The following is an 18,511-nucleotide window of genomic DNA, read 5'->3' on the forward strand; positions in this document are numbered from 1 at the left end:
CAGCGAGGCGAACAACGCGAACAGCCCGACGCGACGATCTGGGCCGGAGCGGTCCCCATGTCGAACGGGCCGGGGTTGCCCACCTTACGCCCGCCCACCGACAGCCCGCCGCGCGAGCGAAGGGCCCCAGGTCACCCGGCGGACGGGGCGCGGGGCCGGGCCACCGGGCACCGCCGGGGCCGGGCCGCCCGCCGTACGGGAAGCGCCGCCCCGCGCCCGGGCCCGAGCGGCGCCCGCCGTGCGGCCCGGCTCAGGGCGTGCGCGGCAGTTCCGTCTCGATGGTGTCCTCGTCGTCCGGGTTGACGGGGGTGCGCAGATCACCGGCGGCGGGGCCGGTCGTGGGGCCCGCGGGGGCGCCCGGGGCGGCGTCCGGGGCGTCGGTGTCCGAGGCGGTGGCGGCCTCCGGGGCGGCCGGGCCGTCGCCGGAGGCCGCGTCGCCGTCCTCGTCCGCCCCCGTCAGATCGCCCGGGTCCTTGCCGGTCAGGGCGGCCAGGCTGTTGCGGACGTGGGTCATGTGGGAGCGGAGTTCGTCGCGCTCCTCCTGGTGCTCGCGCAGGATCCGGGCGGTGGCCCGCTCGATGCGTTCGACCTCGACGTCGGCCTGGGCCAGCAGCTCGGCGGCGCGGGCCTCGGCGTCCTCCTGGCGGTGGCGCGCGGCCTCCTGCGTCTCCGCGTGCCGCCGCTCCGCCTGCGCCACGATCTCCCGGCCGCGCTCCTCCAGCTCCACGATCAGGCGGGCCGTCTCCGCCTCCCGGGCGGCGATCTCCCGGCCGCACTCCTCCCACTCGTCGGCCTGCCGCTGCTCCTCGTCGGCGAGCATGGCGGCGGTGCGGCGCCGCATCTCCTGGAGCGCCTCGGCGGCCTCCTCGCGCCACTGGGCGGCGTCCTTCTGTGCCGCCTTCACCCGCGCCGCGGCATCCGCCCGCGCCGCGTCGACCACCCGCTGCCCGCGCTCCTCGGCGTCCTTGCGGCGGGCGTGCGCGACCTCGTCGGCCGCCTCGCCGGTGTCGCAGGCGTACGCCACCGTCGCCTCCCGCAGCTCCTCGGCCGCCCGCTCCGCGTCGGCGCGCAACCGGGCCGCCTCGGACTCGGCGGTGGTGAGGATGAGCCGGGCCTGCTCGCCCAGGGACTCGTACGTCTGCGGCGGCATCGTGGCGACGTAGGCGCGCAGCTCCGCCAGCTCCGCCGCCAGCCGCTCGGCGTCCTCGGTGAGCCGCGCGACCCGCTCCCAGCACGAGTCGCGGTCCACGGTGAGGCCCGCGACGCGGCGGTCCACGTCGTCCTGGCGGTAGCCGCGTCCGCGTACGGTCACGAAACCGTGCGGCGAAACCGACGCACTCATCCTCATGCCCCTCTCCGGCGCGCGCACGTCACGCCCTCCGCGACGATGCGCCGTCCGGACCGCTCTGTCCGGCCGACGCGCCGCCCCGCACTCAACTCTCCGGACGGCCCGCACCGCCCGCAAGACAGCAGGTGGGCCGCTCCCACCCCACCAGGATGCGTCAATTGATGACAGAAGTCGGAATTGGATCATCTTTTCGGAGCGCGTCGAACAACTGCCGCGCCTTCGGCGTGTCCCACAGCAGCACATCCCCCGCACCGCTGACGCTCACCCCGGGCCGCGCCACCGGCACCGTCACCGCCCGGCCCGACCCGCCGGTGATCTTCCGCATCGACCAGCCCAGCTCCGCCAACTGCCGGATCCCGGCGCCCTCGTCCACCCGGATCGCGGCGAGCGTGGTGCGCACCACCGGCGCCGGACGGGACGGATGGACCAGCATCCCGGTGCTCAGCATCCGGTCCGCCACCGCCCCCATCAGCTGCCGCTGCCGCTTCACCCGCCCCAGATCGCCCTGCGGATCGCTGTAGCGGGCCCGCGCGTACGCCAGCCCCCGCCGCCCGTCGACGTGCTGGCACCCGGCCCGGAAGTCCGCACCGGACTTCGCGTCCTTCAGCGGCTTCTCCGGGCAGATCCGCACACCGCCGAGCGCGTCGACGACCTGCACCAGGCCGAGGAAGTTCACCTCGGCGTACCGCTCGATGCGCAGCCCCGTCGCCTCCTCCACGGTACGGGTCAGCAGCTGCGGCCCCCCGTCCGCGTACGCCTCGTTGATCTTGCGGCGGCCGTGGCCCGGCACCGGTACGTAGCTGTCGCGCGGCAGGCTCACCAGGGACGGGCCGTGGGCGCCGGTGTGCAGCACCATCACCGTGTCGGTGTTCCGCCCGCCGCTGTTGCCGACGTGCAGCTCCTTGCGCTGCTGCGGGGTGAGACCCGCGCGGCTGTCCGAGCCGACCAGCAGCCAGTTCGTGCCCGCCCCGGCGGCCGGGCGGCCCGGATACGTGCCGATCGCCGCGGTGTGCCGCACCTGCCCGCCCGCCCAGCGGTACGCCACCACCCCTGCGGCGACCAGCAGCACCACCACGACCAGCAGCGTCAGCAGGGTCCGGCGCAGCCACCGGTGGCGGCGCCGCCCGCCCCCGGCGCGCCCGGCCCGCCGCCCGGCGCGATCCGTGATCGCGGACGGCGGTGGCGGCTCCTGCCCGAGCTGCTCCATACCGGTATGGTCCGCGCGCCGCGCCGCTCCCGCAGCCCGAGCAGCACACCGACGCGCCACCGACCCCGGAAAACCGGAGGTCAGCGGCGCGTCAACGGCACAACTTGCGTACGCGGCCAGAGGCCGTCACCGCACGGCGGGCGGAAGCGTGACGACGGCCCCTAGGGCGTGTCCGTAAAGTCCCGTCGTTCGCCCGGAGGGCGGGCCTCGCGGCGTCCGGTGCGTGCCCTCGCAAGGCGGAGGGTCGCCCCGATACCGGGTGTATCGGGGTGATCCGACAACGCGGCAAGGGGGTACCTCCCTGCTCGAGCGGAGCCGAGAGCTTGGGGGAGTGCGTGCCGGGCGTCGCGAGGCAGGCGGGACTTTGCGGACACGCCCTACAGCAGCCCGTCCCACATCTGCTCCAGCAGCACCGACCACCACGTCTCCGGCGAACCGAGCGCCGCCGGGTCGAGCGCCACCAGCTGTGCCTGGAAATCGACCGTCCAGCGACCCGCCTGCTCCGGGGTCAGCCCGTACCGCAGCCGCCACATCCGGCCCAGCATCGCCAGGCAGCGCGTGAACTCCGGCAGTCCGCTGTTGACGAACTGCGCCGGGGCGGGCTGCCCGCCGGGCACCCCCTCCAGCGGCACCGCCACGAGGTGCGCCGTGCCGTACTGCACACACAGCTGCCGCCCGTAGTCGCTCCCCATCACCAGGTACGAACCCGCGTCGGCCGCCGGCTGCACACCGCGCTCCGCCGCCAGCTCCGCCAGCGTCGGCACCGGGCGGCCCGGCTGCGCCTGCGCCCAGAAGAACGGCCCGAAGTCGACCGGCAGCCCCGCCCAGACCAGCATCTGCGCGACGACCTCCGGCACGCCCTGCCGGGAGACCGCCCGCTGGTCGAAGCGGAACAGCGCCTGCGGGCCGAACGCCTGCTCCAGCTCCTGCCCGACGACCTGCGGCGGCGCCGGGGGCACCGGCTGCACCTGCGAGGGGTGCGGCAGCGGCGCCCGCACCGGGGCGGGCCGCGCCGGACCGTCCGCTACCTGGTGCAACTCGCCCTGGTGCTCGACGAGATGACGGACGCCCTGCTGCCGCGAGGCGTGGTCCCGGCCGTACGCGGCGGTGTGGCTGATCCGCACCTGCGGCCAGGTGTCCCGGACCAGCCGGGCGCAGTAGCCGCCCGGCACCTCACAGCTCTCCAGCTCGGTGTGGAGCTCCAGCACCTGCTGCGGCGGGATGTTCATCCCCCGCAGCTCGTGCAGGAGCTGCCACTCCGGATGCGGCATACCGGGCGCCGACCGGCGCACGATCTTCTGCTCGGAACCGTCCGGCGCCCGGTAGCTGAGCACCGCCATGTAGCCGGGCCCGACCGTCGGTACGCCACCCGGCGCCGGCGGATAGCCGTAGCCACCGGGGGCACCCTGCGAAGGCGCGGCCTGCGGCGGAGCGGCCGGAGCGGGGGCCTGCGGCGCGGGCTGCGGCGGGGCGGGCGGCGGTCCGGCCGGACCCGCACCCTGCTGCGCACCGGAGCCCGCCTGACCGGGCGCCCCCGGGCCGGGCACCGCCGCGCCGGAGGCCAGCATCGTCGCCGCCGCGTGCACCCCGCCCCCGGCGCCACCGACCGCGGGCACCGGCGGAGGCGGCGACGGAACCTCCGGACCCGCGCCCGAACTCCCGGCAGCCGCACCGGACTTGGCGGCACCAGCCCCCTTCGGCGCACCGGGCGGACCGGGCGGCGGCGGTACGGCGGGGCCGCCCGCGCCGGGGCCACCGGCCGCCGGGTCGGGCAGCGCGGCACCGGACGCCAGCATCGTCGCCGCGGCATGCACCCCGCCCCCGGACACACCGGAACCGGCATCGCCGGACGCGCCGTCGGCACCGTCCACCGCGCTCAGGTCGAGCCCGTCCCCGTCCAACTGCGAGACCAGCTGCGTCGGTACGTAACCACCGGCGGGCGCACCCGCACCACCGGACGCCGCCTTCTCGGCCCCGGGCACCCCGGGGGGCGGCGGCGGAACCGCCGCTTCGGCGGGCACCGCGGCACCGGCGGCCAGCACCGTCGCCGCCGCGTGCACCCCGCCGGTGGCGGGCGGCGCGGGCGGACCGGGCGGGCCGGACACGGCGGGCGTGGCGCCCTGCGGCGGCGGCACATCGGCGACCGGCGGACCGGACGGCGGCGGCAGATCCGCCAGCCCCGGCCCCGCGGGCGGCACCGGAGGCATCGGCGGCACCGGAGCCGCACCACCGGGCACAGCGGAGCCACCGGGCGCACCGGAGCCATCGGCCGCACGCGATGCGTCATCGCCCGACGTCACGCCTGACGCTGCGTCAGCCGCCTCCCGCTCGACCGCCGGGGCCACCTGCGTCGGCGGCAACTGACTACCGCCCCGCAACAACTGGGTCTTCGCCTCGGGACTGCTCCGCTGCGCGGCGCCGTCCGCCCCGTCCTCCTCGCCGACCTCGTCGAGACCGGCCAACGGCGGCGCGAACACCGTCTGCGGCGGCGCCACCGACCGGTCGTCGTCCTCCGCAGCCCCCGGACCGCCACCGGCCCCCGGCGTCACATTCACCCCGGCCCAGGCATCGGCCGCACCGTCACCGGCCGCGGGCGCCGGAGCGGGCGGCGCGGCCGCCCCGCCGGACGCCTCGGCGCGCGCATCCGCCGCCTCCTGCAACCACTCCGGCGGCGTCAGCAGGAACGACGTCGCCTCCAGATCGATCCGCGGCGCCACCGCAGACGGTGTTCGCACCGCCGCCGCGCCGTACTCCTCCTCGTACCGCCGGATCACCTCACCCACCGGCAACCCCGGCCACAGCGTCGTCTCCCCGCTGTCCCGCGCGATCACCAACCGGCTCCGGCCCCCGCCGGACCCCGGACCGTCCTCCCGGTCCTCCGCCCACGCGACGAACCCGAGGTCGAACTCCCGCACCCGCACCTCACGCTGGAGCTGCGCCGGCACGTCGCCGTTGACCCACAGCTCCGCACGCTCCTGCGCCTGCGCGAACGTCACCACCGCGCTCACCCCTCCACCGGGACGACCTGCGCGAAGCCACCGTCCACCATCAGATTCGCCACCGTCTCCAGCTCCGGCGGATTCCCCGCCAGCCGCTCCAGGAACGCATCGAAATCCGCCCCGCACGGCAACAACAGCCGCTCCACCCGCTCCTGCACCGACCACCCGTCGCGGTCCCGCGCATCGTCGTACGGGCAGAACCACACCGAGCCCGGGTCGGCACCCCGCACCTTCACCGCGAGCAACCCGCCCTGCGCGAACGCCACCCCCAGATAGTCCTTGGTCAGGTGATCACGCAGACACTTGTTGACGTAGACCAGATCGTTCACCGCCGCGTCGTCGCGCACCGTGAAGAACGGCTGATCCACCAGCAGCCCCAACTCCGCATCCAGGCCCACCCCCACCGGCGCACAGCCCCCCGCCGCCTTCAGGAACGACCGGTACGCACCCGGCAGCCGGTACCCCAGCGCCTCCTCCGCCTGCGCCACCTGCTCCTCGCACACCGAGATCCCCCGGTGCGCCAGCCCGAAGTGCACCGGACGCGTCTCCTGCAACGGCCGCGTACCCCGCTTGTCGTGCGCCACCGCCGCCGTCGCCAACCCGCCGTGGTGCCGCAGCAACGCCTTCACCTCGACCGGAACCAGCTCCAACCGCCGCGTCCCCGCGACGTGATGCCACGTCCAACCGTGCGGCGTCGCCACCGCCGGGCCGTCCGCCCACAGCTCGTGCCGCCGCGCATGCATCGCCGCATTCGCCGACACGTAATCCGTCAACCGCAGCTCATCGACGCCGAACCCCTCCGGCGGCTCGGCGATCTCCACGGCCGCCCGCGCATACGGCGTGAACGACGGGAACCCCTGCCCGTCCATCCGCACCCCCGCCGGGTGCCGGGCGGCACGGACCGGATCCGGGAAATGCACGACCTGCCCGGCATAAGCGGTGTTCGGTGGCGCGGCATGCTGCCCGAGCCGACCTGTCGTCATCGCGGTGCCCCCTGGCTGAATCTGGCTACTGCGCACAGCCTATGCCGTACCGCAAGGGACACCGCAGGTACCGGACGCCCTCCACACCACCGCCCGCGCAACCCCTGTCCTCACCACCGCCCGCTCCACCACACCCCACCCGCCACACCCGCCCCGGCCAGCCCACTTACCCCACCCGCAACACACTGTCACCCGGCCGTGACGCCCTCCACGGCATGCCCGACTACCGGAACACCCGGGACATTTGGCAGGCTGACCCCGCAACCGGGGGGTTTGCAGGGAGGGAAGCACCGCATGAGCACCACGACACACCACACCGCCGCCACCGGCGACCCCCGCATCGGCTGGAGCGGAACCGCCGACGACGGGCACACCCCCACGCTCCACCACCGCCGCGACGGCATCCTCCCCACCGTCGGCGCCGCCCTCTCCGTCCGCGGCGCCACCCTCACCTGCACCGCGAGCAAGGCCGAACAGCCCCCCGCCCTGCACCCCCTCGTCCAGGACTTCCTCGACACCCTCGCCACCGCACAGCGCGAACGCTTCACCGGCCGCTGCCCCGAAGCCGTCCTGCTCTCCCGCCACCTCCACGCCGTCGAGAGCAACCGCGGCAAACGTGCCTCCCGCAAACCCCTCACCAATGGCGAAGCCCGCCGCTCCCTGAAACACTCCAAGATCACCGCCCGTCACATCCGCGAGGACGGCGACCCCCTGCACGGCAGCTACGCACCCCCCTGCCGCTCCTGCGACGCGCTCCTCGCCCACTTCGGCGTCATGCCCATCGGCAACACGCCCGCAGGGAGCTGACCACCACCGTGCCCGCCACCGAAACCCACGACCCCCGCGACCACGCCGGCTCCACCCGCTTCCCCGCCGCCGTCGACGTCGCCCTCCAACAGGCCGGCTGGACCCCCGGCCGCTGGGACATCAAGCACGCCGAACACTGGGCCGACACCCTCCGCGACCACACCTCCCCCGCAGGCCACCGCCACACCGTCTTCCCCGCCGCCGTCGAGGCATGGGCCGAATTCGGCGGCCTCCACATCACCGGCCCCGGCCCCGGCCGCCATATCGCCCCCACCCCCTTCACCATCGACCCCCTCCACGGCCTCCACCTCGCCCGCACCCTCGGCGACCTCGGCCGCGCCCTCGACACCGACGTCTCCCCCCTCGGCCGCGAAGAACTCAGCGGCACCCACACCGCCGGCCACCCCCAGGCCCTCCTCGCCATCGACACCGAAGGCCGCGTCTACAGCCTCGACCACACCGGCGACTGGTACCTCGGCCCCACCATCGACCACGCCCTCAACACCCTCATCCTGGGCACACGACCGAGCCGATTGGTACGACCGGAGAACGCCTGAGACCAGGAGAGCGGGAGAGCAGGAGACGCGCCGCGCCTGTGTGAGCAGTTGCGCGTGACGGCCGCACGACCGTGAAAAGGGCGGCGTGGGCCTATGGACCGGCTGCGTGTGACGCCGTACGACCGTGAAGAGAACGGTGCGGGCGCACGGGCCCGCGGGCGCCACGGCCACAGCCACGGCGGTCGCCGGCCGGCGACCGGCGGCCAGCACACCGGAGGCAGCGCCCCGGCCCCCCGGCCTCACCCCCCGGCAGCCACCCCGCCACCGGAAGCCGACGCCGCACCCGCACCCGACGCCGCGCCCGCACCGCCCGCCGGCACCACCGCCGACACCCGGAAACCACCCGCATCCGTCGGACCGGACACGAACACACCACCCAGCGCCGTCACCCGCTCCCGCATCCCCACCAGACCGTTCCCCCCGCTCGGCAACCCCGCCGGAGACGCCGCACCATCCGACGGACCGTTCTCCACCTGCACCGCGACCTCCGCCGCCCGATGCGCCAACCGCACCCGCGCCCGCGCCCCCGGCGCATGCTTGTGCACATTGGTCAGCGCCTCCTGCACCACCCGGTACACGGTCTGCTCCACCCCCGCCGCATACCGCCCCGGCACACCGGCACCCTCCGCACCGTCCACCGACAGCACCACCGCCATACCCGCCGCACGCGACTGCCCCACCAACTCCGCCAGCTCCGCCAACGTCGGCCCCTCCACCTCGACGCCCACAGCCTCCCCGGCCACCACACCCGGCACCGACACCTTCACCCCCGCCTGCGCCGCCGCCTTCGACACCACCGCGGCCAACCGCTCCGGATCATCCGACGCCCCCGACGCCGCACGCCCACCGGAACCCTCCGCCGTCCGCAGCACCCCCAACATCTCCCGCAACTCCGTCAACGCCTGGCGCCCCATGTCCCCCACCAGACCCGCGTTCCGCGACGCCTTCTCCGGATCCTTCAACGCCACCGCCTGCAACGCCGCCGCATGCACCACCATCAACGACACCCGGTGCGCCACCACGTCGTGCATCTCCCGCGCGATCCGCGTCCGCTCCTCGTTACGAGCCCACTCCGCCCGCTCCTCCGCACGGTCCGCCAACAGCGACAGCTCACGCTCCAAACCGTCCGCCCGCTCCCGCAAGCTCTCCACGAGCCGCCGCCGGGCACCCACATACAGCCCCCACAGCACCGGCGGCGCCGTCACCACCAACCCCATCGCCACCGACATCACCGGCACGAACCACAACGGCGGCTGGAAATCCGGATCCGCCGCCACCTCCTGCCGCAGGTTCAGGAACGTCGACACCAACGTCCCCGCCACCGTCATCCCGGCCAGCAACGCCGTCGTACGCCGCGGCGTGTCGGACGCCGCCAACGTGTAGAGGCCCACCACCCCCAGCAGCACACCCATATCCGCAGGCGTCACCGCGATCGACACCAGCACCACGACCACCGGCCACCGCCGACGCACCAGCAGCACCGGCCCGGCCACCAGACCCAGCCCGACCCCCACCGGCTCCGGCCACCCCACGTCACCCGAGAACGCCGCGCCCTCCACGACGCACTCCAGCGTCGACAACAACGCCAGCACCACGTCCAGCACGGCACTGCGCCGCCGGGCCCACCACCACGGCCCCCGCGCGGGCACGGCACACACCCGCGCTCCGGCCTCTCCCTCTGCCCCCGTAGCGCTCATACCGACCAGCGTACGGGCGCCCACCCCGGCCCCCCGAACAGCGCACGTGCACGTTCCCTACCCGTTACGCACCCTTACCCACGGTTATCCCTCGAACTATTGAATCGCCCACATATTCGCCCCGCCCGCACACGCGTCCCGCAAGCCTGTTCCCATGACCCACAGCAGCGCCCACGAGCGCCCCACCGACCACGAAGCGTTACGCACCGAAGCCCGCGCCCTCCGCCGCGCGGGCCTCAGCCGACGCCAGATCCGCGACCGGCTCGGCCCACTCACCGACGGCACCCTGACCGACCTCCTCGAAGGCGAACCACCTCCCGAGTGGACCAAACGCCCCAACGCCAAGGACGACCTCCGCGCAAAGGCCCGCGAGCTACGCCGCGCGGGCCGGACCTACGACGCGATCGTCGCCGAGCTGGGCGTCTCCAAGAGCTCCGTCTCCCTCTGGGTCCGCGACCTGCCCAAGCCCACGAAGTCGCCGGAAGAGATGCACCAGATGCGGGAGGCCCGCTGGGCGCCGTACCGCGAGGAACGCGACCGCCAGACGGCGGAGACCAAGGCGGCAGCGACGAAGGAGATCGGAACCCTCACGGACAGGGAGCTGTTCCTGCTCGGCGTGGGGCTGTACTGGGCGGAGGGCGCGAAGAGCAAGCCGTACGCGCGCCGCGAGAACGTGCAGTTCGTCAACAGCGACCCTGACATGATCACGGTCTACCTGGCGTGGCTGAAGCTGCTGGGCATCGAGACCCAGAGCCTGCGCTGCCACGTGATGATCCACGAGTCGGCCGACGTGCCCGCCGCCGAGCGCCACTGGGCCGACCTGGCCGGAATCGACGTATCCACGCTCGGCAAGACGGCACTCAAGAAGCACAACCCCAAGACCGTGCGCAAGAACACCGGAGAGGACTACCACGGCTGCCTGGTGATCAGGGTCCTGAAAGGTGCTGACCTATACCGTCGCATCGAAGGCTGGTGGTACGGCATAGTGTTGGGAGCGAAGCAGCCGAGCTGATGAAGTGTCCGTTTTAGCCGCTTCGTTCCCCCGTGGTGTAATTGGCAGCACTGTGGCTTTTGGTGCCATCTGTCCGGGTTCGAGTCCTGGCGGGGGAGCAAAGCAAAGTTCGGGTCCCGGCCGACAGGTCGGGACCCGCATGCGTTTCTCCAGGAATACGCCCCGGTATCCTTCGGATGTCCACCACCCGAAGTAGCCAAGGCCGAAGGGCACCTCCGTGAGCGCCAACCTTCCTCCCGTTCTCGGCTCCGCTCGGACGGGGGAGACCCCACTGGCGGCCGTCGTCGTTCTCGCCGCGGGTGAGGGAACCCGCATGAAATCGGCGACCCCCAAGGTCCTCCACGCCATCTGCGGACGGTCCCTCGTCGGACACGTCGTCGCCGCCTCCCGCGAGCTGGACCCCGAGCACCTCGTCGTCGTCGTGGGCCACGCCCGTGACCAGGTCCGGGCGCACCTGTCCGAGATCGACCCGTCGGTCCGTACCGCCGTGCAGCACGAGCAGAACGGCACCGGGCACGCCGTGCGGATGGGTCTGGAGGAGCTGACCGCCGGCGGTGCGGCGCTGGACGGGACCGTCGTGGTGGTGTGCGGGGACACGCCGCTGCTGACGGGTGAGACGCTGCGTCGTCTCAGCGAGACGCACGCCGCGGACGGCAACGCCGTGACGGTGCTGTCGGCCGAGGTGCCGGACGCGACGGGTTACGGCCGGATCGTGCGGGACGGTGCGAACGGCGCGGTGACGGAGATCGTCGAGCACAAGGACGCGAGTCCGGCGCAGCGGGCGATCCGGGAGATCAATTCCGGGGTGTTCGCGTTCGATGCGCGGCTGCTGGCGGATGCGCTGGGGAAGGTGCGGACGGACAACAGTCAGGGTGAGGAGTACCTGACGGATGTGCTGGGGATTCTGCGGGAGGCCGGGCACCGGGTGGGTGCGGCGGTGGCCGGGGATCACCGGGAGATTCTGGGGATCAACAACCGTGTGCAGTTGGCGCAGGCGCGGCGGCTGTTGAACGAGCGGTTGTTGGAGCGGGCGATGCTCGCGGGTGTGACGGTGGTGGATCCGGCGTCGACGTGGGTGGATGTGTCGGTGGCGTTCGGTGCGGATGCGGTGGTGCATCCGGGGACGCAGTTGCTGGGTGCGACGCGGGTGGCGTCGGGTGCCGAGGTGGGGCCGCATTCGCGGTTGACGGACACGGTGGTGGGTGAGGGCGCGGTGGCGTCGTTCACGGTGGCCGAGGGTGCGGAGATCGGTGCGGGGGCGTCGGTGGGTCCGTATGCGTATCTGCGTCCGGGGACGGTGCTGGGGGCGCGGGCGAAGGCCGGCACGTATGTGGAGATGAAGAATGCGACGATCGGTGAGGGGACGAAGGTTCCTCATCTGTCGTATGTGGGGGATGCGACGATCGGTGAGTACACCAATATCGGCGCGGCGAGTGTCTTTGTGAATTACGACGGTGAGGCGAAGCATCACACGACGGTCGGTTCGCATTGCAAGACGGGGTCGGACAACATGTTTGTGGCTCCTGTCACGATCGGGGACGGCGCGTACACCGCGGCGGGTTCGGTCATCACCAAGGATGTGCCCCCGGGTTCGTTGGCGGTCGCGCGTGGCCAGCAGCGGAATATCGAGGGTTGGGTCGCGCGTAAGCGGCCCGGGAGTGCCGCCGCGCAGGCTGCTTCTTCCGCTCGCCAGGAGTCCGAGGGCGAGCGCTGACCGTGCCGTGGTGCGCCGTGCGGGGCGTACCGTGTTGAGCGCACGCAAACAGGAATTCGAGGAGATTTGCTGTGACCGGGATCAAGACGACCGGCGAGAAGAAGCTGATGCTCTTCTCCGGACGTGCCCACCCCGAGCTGGCCGAGGAGGTCGCGCACCAGCTGGGTGTCGGCCTGGTCCCGACGAAGGCGTTCGACTTCGCCAATGGTGAGATCTACGTTCGCTATCAGGAGTCGGCGCGTGGCGCGGACTGCTTTTTGATTCAGAGCCACACGGCTCCGATCAATAAGTGGATCATGGAACAGTTGATCATGATTGATGCGTTGAAGCGGGCTTCGGCCCGGAGCATCACCGTGGTCGTGCCGTTCTACGGTTATGCGCGTCAGGACAAGAAGCACCGTGGTCGTGAGCCGATTTCGGCGCGGCTGATCGCGGATCTGATGAAGACGGCGGGTGCGGACCGTATTGTCACGGTCGATCTGCACACGGATCAGATCATGGGCTTCTTCGATGGTCCGGTGGATCATCTGTTCGCGCTGCCGGTGCTGGCGGATTATGTGGGCGCGAAGGTGGACCGCAACAAGCTGACGGTGGTGTCGCCGGACGCCGGCCGGGTGCGGGTGGCGGACCGTTGGTGTGACCGTCTGGGTGCGCCGCTGGCGATCGTGCACAAGCGTCGTGACAAGGACGTGGCGAATCAGGTCACCGTTCATGAGGTGGTCGGCGATGTGAAGGACCGGGTGTGTGTCCTGGTCGACGACATGATCGACACGGGTGGCACGATCTGTGCGGCGGCGGATGCGCTGTTCGCCAATGGTGCGGCGGATGTCATCGTGACGGCGACGCACGGTGTGCTGTCGGGTCCGGCGGCGGATCGGCTGAAGAATTCGAAGGTGAGCGAGTTCGTGTTCACGAATACGCTGCCGACGCCTTCGGAGCTGGAGCTGGACAAGATCACGGTGTTGTCGATGGCGCCGACGGTGGCGCGGGCGATCCGTGAGGTGTTCGAGGACGGTTCGGTGACGAGCCTCTTCGACGAGCAGTGAGGCGCTGATCGGCCTGTGGGCTGATCGACTTTGGGGCGGCCTCCCGGCCGGGTAGACTCATGGGGTTGCTCGGCGAGGGAGGCCGCACCTGTGTGTGCGGCGGTCCGTTATCGACGCGCTCTTCGTAGCAGGTCTGTCGTGGGCCGGGTAACGGCCATCGATTTCTGAGATACGAGGAGTGCAGTCATGGCTGAGGTCAAGCTCACCGCCCAGGTGCGTACCGAGTTCGGTAAGGGTGCGGCGCGTCAGGCGCGTCGCGAGAACCTGGTTCCCGCGGTTGTCTACGGTCACGGTGCGGAGCCGAAGCACGTGGCCATCCACAACCACGCGCTGATGATGGCGCTGAAGACCCCGAACGTGCTGATCCGCCTGGACGTGGACGGCAAGGACGAGCTGGTCATCCCGAAGGCTGTGCAGCGTGAGGCCATCCGTGGCTTCCTGGTGCACGTCGACTTCCTCGCGGTGAAGAAGGGCGAGAAGGTCACCGTCGAGGTGCCGATCGTGACCGAGGGTGACCTGGCCCCGGGTGCGAACCTGCTGGAGCACCTGATGAACACCCTGTCGGTCGAGGCCGAGGCCACGCACCTGCCGGAGTCGGTCACGGTGTCGATCGCCGGTCTGAACGCGGGTGACTCGGTACAGGCGAAGGATGTCGTGCTGCCCGCCGGTACGTCGCTGGCCGTCGAGGACGACGCCGTTGTTCTGCAGGTTGTCGCCGCGCAGGCCGAGGCCGCTGCGGAGTCGGCCGAGGGTGAGGACGCGTCGGCCGAGGGCTGAGCCGTCGTCCCTGCCGTCTGGTAGGACGTTTTCCAACCGCTGCCGCGCGCCTTCGGGTGCGGGGTGGCGGTTGGGTTGTTTCGTGGCCCGTTGTGGTGGCGGGCCGTCGGGTGCTCGGTGTGGTGCCGGGCGGATGCGGGAGTGGTGGAGATGGCGGACGCCGAGCCGTGGCTCGTGGTGGGGCTGGGTAATCCGGGTCCGGAGTATGCGGGCAATCGTCACAATGTGGGTTTCATGGTGGCGGATCTGCTGGCGGAGCGGATGCGGGGGAAGTTCAAGGCGCACAAGGCGCGGGCGCAGGTGGTGGAGGGCCGGGTGGGTCCGCCGGGTCCGGGGAGCCGTCGGGTGGTGGTGGCCAAGCCGATGTCGTTCATGAATTTGTCGGGTGGGCCGGTGTCGGCGCTGCGGGATTTCTACAAGGTTCCGGTGGGGCAGATCGTTGCGGTCCATGACGAGTTGGACATCGATTTCGGTGCGTTGCGGTTGAAGCTGGGTGGGGGCGACAACGGGCACAACGGTCTGAAGTCGATCACGAAGTCGTCGGGTGCGGAGTATCACCGGGTGCGGTTCGGGATCGGGCGGCCGCCGGGTCGGATGCAGGTGGCGGATTTCGTGCTGAAGGATTTCGGTGCGGCGGAGCGCAAGGAGTTGGACTATTTCGTGGACCGGGCGGCGGATGCGGTCGAGGCGCTGATCCTGGAGGGGTTGGAGCGGGCGCAGAGCACGTACAACTCGTGAGGTGAGGGTGCGGGTTGGGGCTCGGGCGGGGGTTTTCGGGTGTCGCCGTAGGTTGACCGGGTGCGGGGCCATGGCCAAAGATCCCGGGCATGTCCAGAGGCAGTGTGGGGTCCAGACCGGTCAAACGCAGTCGTACCCGGCGGGCGGGTGAGAGCGCCTTCGGGGTGATGCTGCTCGTCCGGAACGGGTTGCTGGTGCTGGTGGCGGCGGTGTTGCTGGTCGCGGGGGTGTGGACGTCGTGGGGGTCGGCGCGGTACGCGATGGGGTTTGCGGGCCGTGAGCACGGCACGGTGAAGGTGACGTCGTGTGATGACGAGCGGTGTGCGGGGTCGTTCGTGCCGGAGGGCAGGGGGCGGCCGCGGGACCGGGTGTCGCTGGTGAAGGCCGCTTCGCCGGGGGTGGGTGAGCGGGTGACGGTGGCGTTGCGGCCGGCGGGTGACCGTGCGGTGCGGACGGGCCCGGCGGGTGTGCTGCATGCGTGGGTGCCGTTCGCGGGGGCGTTGTTGCTGGCGTCGCTGGTGGTGGCCGGTGGGTTGCGGTGGCGGCGTACGGCGTGGGGGATGGGGCTTGCCGGGGTGGCGTTGCTGGTGGGGGCGTGGGTGGCGTTGTAGCCGTGCGGGGGCGCCGTGGTGCGCGTACGGCAGGACGGCAGGATCGGCGTGGTGGAAGGGCGGCGGCCCGCTCCCGGTGTCGGGGGCGGGCCGCCGTGGTGTGTGCGGGTGGGGCGTGCGGGGCGCACGCCCGGGGGTCAGCCGGTGTTGCGGAGGCCGGCGGCGACGCCGTTGACGGTGAGGAGCAGGGCGCGGGCGAGGACGGGGTCGGCTTCTTCGCCGCGGGCGGCGGCCGCGCGCTGGCGGGCCAGGAGGGAGACCTGGAGGTAGCTGATCGGGTCGAGGTAGGCGTCGCGGATGTGGAAGGTCTGGCGCAGCACGGGGTTGGAGTCGAGGAGTTCGCTCTCGCCGGTGACGCGGAGGACTTCCTGGACGGTGAGGGCGTGTTCGGCCTTGATGGTGTCGAAGACGTGCTTGAGGTCGTCGGGGACGAGGGTGTCGACGTAGTGCTGGGCGATCCGCAGGTCGGTCTTGGCCAGGGTCATGGTGACGTTGGACAGGAAGTTGCGGAAGAAGTGCCAGTGGGTGTGCATCTCGTCGAGGACGGTGTCGAGTCCGGCCTCGCGGGCGGCCTTGAGGCCGGTGCCGACGCCGTACCAGCCGGGGACGATCTGGCGGGACTGGGTCCAGCCGAAGACCCACGGGATGGCGCGGAGGCCGTCGAGTCCGGCGCCGGAGTCGGGGCGGCGGGAGGGGCGGGAGCCGAGGTGGAGTTCGGCGAGCTGGTCGACGGGGGTGGCGGCGAAGAAGTAGGCGGGCAGGTCGGGGTCCTCGACGAGGCGGCGGTAGGCGCCGTGGGCGGCGTCGGAGACGGTCTCCATGGCCGCGTCCCAGCGGGAGAGCGCTTCGTCGGACTGGCGGGGTTCGGTGTGCAGGGCGGATGCCTGGAGGGTGGCCGCGACGGTCAGTTCCAGGTTTTCGCGGGCCAGGGACGGTACGAGGTACTTGTCGGAGATGACCTCGCCCTGCTCGGTGACCTTGATCTCGCCTTCGAGGGTGCCGTAGGGCTGGGCGAGGATCGCGTCGTGGGAGGGGCCGCCGCCGCGGCCGACGGTGCCGCCGCGGCCGTGGAAGAGGCGGAGCCGTACGCCGTGGCGGCGGGCGACGTCGCGCAGCAGCCGCTGGGCGCGGTGGATCTCCCACTGGCTGGTGGTGATGCCGCCGAACTTGGAGGAGTCGGAGTAGCCGAGCATGACCTCCTGGACGTCGCCGCGGAGGGCGACGAGGCGGCGGTAGGAGGGGTCGGAGAGCATTTCGTCGAGGAGCTGGTCGGCGATCTTCAGCTCGTCGGTGGTCTCCAGGAGCGGGACGATGCCGATCTTGGCCCAGCCGGCGTGGAGGTCGATGAGGCCGGCCTCGCGGGCGAGGACGGTGGCGGCGAGGACGTCGTCGGAGCCCTGGCACATGGAGATGATGTACGACTCGATGACCTCGGGGCCGAAGGTCTCCTTGGCCTTGAGGACGGTGCGGAAGACGCCGAGGGTCTTGGCGCCGGCCTCGTCGAGGGGGGCGGGGCTGGGGGCCAGGGGGCGGCGGGAGCGCAGTTCCTTGGCGAGGAGCTTGCGGCGGTATTCGCGCGGCATGTCGACGTAGCGCCAGGATTCCTCGCCGAGGCGGTCGAAGAGCTGGCCGAGGGCGTGGTGGTGGGCGTCGGCGTGTTCGCGGACGTCCATGGTGGCGAGCTGGAGGCCGAAGGCGGCGAGGGTGCGCAGGGTGCGCTCCAGGCGGCCGTCGGCGACGAGGGAGCCGCGGTGGGCGCGGAGCGAGGTCTGGATGAGCGCGAGGTCGTCGAGGAGTTCGGCGGTGCCGAGGTAGTCGCGGCCGGGGACGTGGGGGGTGTCGGCGGCGAGGCGCTCGCGGGTGTTGAGGAGCTTCTGGCGGATGCAGGTCGCCTTGAGGCGGTAGGGCTCCTCGGCGTTGAGGCGCTTGTAGCGGGGGCTGATCTCGGGGAGGAGTTCGAGGTCGTGGCCGAGGGAGGTGAGCAGTTCCTCGGTGGCGCCGCTGTTGCGGATGGAGTTGGAGAGGGCGCCGCGGAGCTCGTCGATGTGTTCCAGGGCGTCGGTGATGCCGTGTTCGTGCTGGAGGATCAGGACGTCCCAGGTGACCTGCGGGGTGACGTTGGGGTTGCCGTCGCGGTCGCCGCCGATCCAGGTGCCGAAGGTGAGCGGGCGGGTGCCGGCGGGCAGCGGGGCGCCGGCGCGGGCGAGTTCGGCGGCGAGGTCTTCGAGTACGTCGCCGACGGCGCCGCGGCCGAGTTCGTCGAGGTAGTAGATGGCGTTGCGGGCCTCGTCGGTGGGCTCCGGGCGGGCGACGCGGAGTTCGTCGGTCTGCCAGATGAGGTCGATGCTCTCGGCGAGGCGGAGGTCGGTGCGGCGGCGCTCGGTGGGGTCGGTGTGCTCCAGCAGTTCGGCGATCTTGCGGAGCTTGGTGAGGACGGAGCGGCGCGCGGCCTCGGTGGGGTGTGCGGTGAAGACGGGGCGTACGCCGAGGTGGGCGGCGGTCTCGCGCAGGTGCTCGGGGTCGGCGTCCTTGAGCATGTCGGCGGTGCGGCTGAGGATGCCGCCTTCCGCGGCGCGGCGGGCGCGCAGCTCGCGGCCGCGGTGGACCTGCTCGGTGACGTTGGCGAGGTGGAAGTAGGTGGAGAAGGCGCGGACCAGCTTGGCGGCGGTGGCCAGGTCGGTGGCGCCGAGGAGCTGAGCGGCGGCCTCGCCGTCGGAGCGGGTCAGGGCGCGGACCCGCTCGACGAGTTCGAGGAGTTCGGGGCCTTCCTGGCGGACGAGGGTCTCGCCGAGGAGGTCGCCCAGGCGGCGGATGTCGGCGCGCAGGGCGGTGTGGTCGCCGTTGTCGCCGGCCGTGCCCGGCTTGTCCGTCCGGCTGCTTCCGGGGGTGCTGATCTCGGCGGCGGAGGTGTTGTCGGCACTGCTCACAGGTGCGGCTCCTTGCGGCGATCTGGGCGGGGCGTCGTGCCGTGCCGGTCCGGGGCCTGCGGTCCCGGGGCGCGGCGGGCGACGGCCC

Annotated in this window: 14 protein-coding genes and 1 tRNA gene; 9 read left to right on the top strand and 6 right to left on the bottom strand. The window is 72.3% G+C overall.

The window, feature by feature from the left end; all coding sequences use genetic code 11:
* Nucleotides 1–250: 250 nt before the first annotated feature.
* From ACZ4U4_RS10075 to ACZ4U4_RS10090, 4 genes are all read right to left on the bottom strand, one after another.
* Entirely contained in the window at nucleotides 251–1,342 is a 1,092-nt protein-coding gene (locus ACZ4U4_RS10075) for a cellulose-binding protein (RefSeq protein WP_467871172.1), read from the bottom strand.
* Between the two features lie 160 nt (nucleotides 1,343–1,502).
* The gene (locus tag ACZ4U4_RS10080) at nucleotides 1,503–2,555 is read right to left on the bottom strand and encodes an LCP family protein (protein ID WP_467871175.1); all 1,053 of its coding nucleotides are present in this window, start codon (nucleotides 2,553–2,555) and stop codon (nucleotides 1,503–1,505) included.
* A 377-nt stretch (nucleotides 2,556–2,932) separates the two neighbouring features.
* Nucleotides 2,933–5,554 (bottom strand): SUKH-4 family immunity protein, encoded by a 2,622-nt coding sequence (locus ACZ4U4_RS10085; protein WP_467872069.1) that lies wholly within the window; start codon nucleotides 5,552–5,554, stop codon nucleotides 2,933–2,935.
* Between the two features lie 5 nt (nucleotides 5,555–5,559).
* Complete coding sequence (locus tag ACZ4U4_RS10090) at nucleotides 5,560–6,537, bottom strand: SMI1/KNR4 family protein (protein ID WP_467871177.1); 978 nt, start codon at nucleotides 6,535–6,537, stop codon at nucleotides 5,560–5,562.
* Between the two features lie 294 nt (nucleotides 6,538–6,831).
* Here ACZ4U4_RS10090 and ACZ4U4_RS10095 point away from each other — a divergent pair, with 294 nt between their 5' ends.
* Together ACZ4U4_RS10095 and ACZ4U4_RS10100 are read left to right on the top strand one after the other, a co-directional pair.
* On the top strand, nucleotides 6,832–7,344 hold the full coding sequence (locus ACZ4U4_RS10095; RefSeq protein WP_467871180.1) for a YwqJ-related putative deaminase: 513 nt from the start codon (nucleotides 6,832–6,834) through the stop codon (nucleotides 7,342–7,344).
* 8 nt (nucleotides 7,345–7,352) lie between these two features.
* On the top strand, nucleotides 7,353–7,901 hold the full coding sequence (locus ACZ4U4_RS10100; RefSeq protein ID WP_467871183.1) for an SUKH-3 domain-containing protein: 549 nt from the start codon (nucleotides 7,353–7,355) through the stop codon (nucleotides 7,899–7,901).
* 239 nt (nucleotides 7,902–8,140) lie between these two features.
* On the opposite strand, the gene ACZ4U4_RS10105 is transcribed toward ACZ4U4_RS10100, so the two are convergent.
* On the bottom strand, nucleotides 8,141–9,598 hold the full coding sequence (locus tag ACZ4U4_RS10105; RefSeq protein ID WP_467871186.1) for a sensor histidine kinase: 1,458 nt from the start codon (nucleotides 9,596–9,598) through the stop codon (nucleotides 8,141–8,143).
* 154 nt (nucleotides 9,599–9,752) lie between these two features.
* On the opposite strand from ACZ4U4_RS10105, the gene ACZ4U4_RS10110 reads away from it, so the two are divergent.
* The 7 genes from ACZ4U4_RS10110 (at nucleotide 9,753) to ACZ4U4_RS10140 (ending at nucleotide 15,496) form a co-directional block, all read left to right on the top strand.
* Nucleotides 9,753–10,610: a hypothetical protein gene (locus tag ACZ4U4_RS10110; RefSeq protein ID WP_467871188.1), complete on the top strand. Its 858-nt coding sequence runs from the start codon at nucleotides 9,753–9,755 to the stop codon at nucleotides 10,608–10,610.
* Nucleotides 10,611–10,636: 26 nt separating this feature from the next.
* A tRNA-Gln gene (locus ACZ4U4_RS10115) sits at nucleotides 10,637–10,708 on the top strand.
* Nucleotides 10,709–10,881: 173 nt separating this feature from the next.
* Complete coding sequence (gene glmU, locus ACZ4U4_RS10120) at nucleotides 10,882–12,324, top strand: bifunctional UDP-N-acetylglucosamine diphosphorylase/glucosamine-1-phosphate N-acetyltransferase GlmU (RefSeq protein ID WP_467872071.1); 1,443 nt, start codon at nucleotides 10,882–10,884, stop codon at nucleotides 12,322–12,324.
* 71 nt (nucleotides 12,325–12,395) lie between these two features.
* On the top strand, nucleotides 12,396–13,370 hold the full coding sequence (locus ACZ4U4_RS10125) for a ribose-phosphate diphosphokinase (RefSeq protein WP_030282120.1): 975 nt from the start codon (nucleotides 12,396–12,398) through the stop codon (nucleotides 13,368–13,370).
* A 186-nt stretch (nucleotides 13,371–13,556) separates the two neighbouring features.
* A complete protein-coding gene (locus tag ACZ4U4_RS10130; RefSeq protein WP_467871191.1) occupies nucleotides 13,557–14,147 on the top strand; it encodes a 50S ribosomal protein L25/general stress protein Ctc in 591 nt (196 codons plus the stop codon).
* Nucleotides 14,148–14,297: 150 nt separating this feature from the next.
* A complete protein-coding gene (pth, locus tag ACZ4U4_RS10135; RefSeq protein ID WP_467871194.1) occupies nucleotides 14,298–14,885 on the top strand; it encodes an aminoacyl-tRNA hydrolase in 588 nt (195 codons plus the stop codon).
* A gap of 89 nt (nucleotides 14,886–14,974) precedes the next feature.
* Entirely contained in the window at nucleotides 14,975–15,496 is a 522-nt protein-coding gene (locus ACZ4U4_RS10140) for a hypothetical protein (RefSeq protein WP_467871197.1), read from the top strand.
* A gap of 137 nt (nucleotides 15,497–15,633) precedes the next feature.
* Here the strand turns inward: ACZ4U4_RS10140 and ppc are convergent, their stop codons facing one another.
* The gene (ppc, locus tag ACZ4U4_RS10145; protein ID WP_467871200.1) at nucleotides 15,634–18,423 is read right to left on the bottom strand and encodes a phosphoenolpyruvate carboxylase; all 2,790 of its coding nucleotides are present in this window, start codon (nucleotides 18,421–18,423) and stop codon (nucleotides 15,634–15,636) included.
* Nucleotides 18,424–18,511 lie beyond the last annotated feature (88 nt).

It is taken from the genome of Streptomyces sp. NPDC029159 (genome assembly GCF_055564055.1).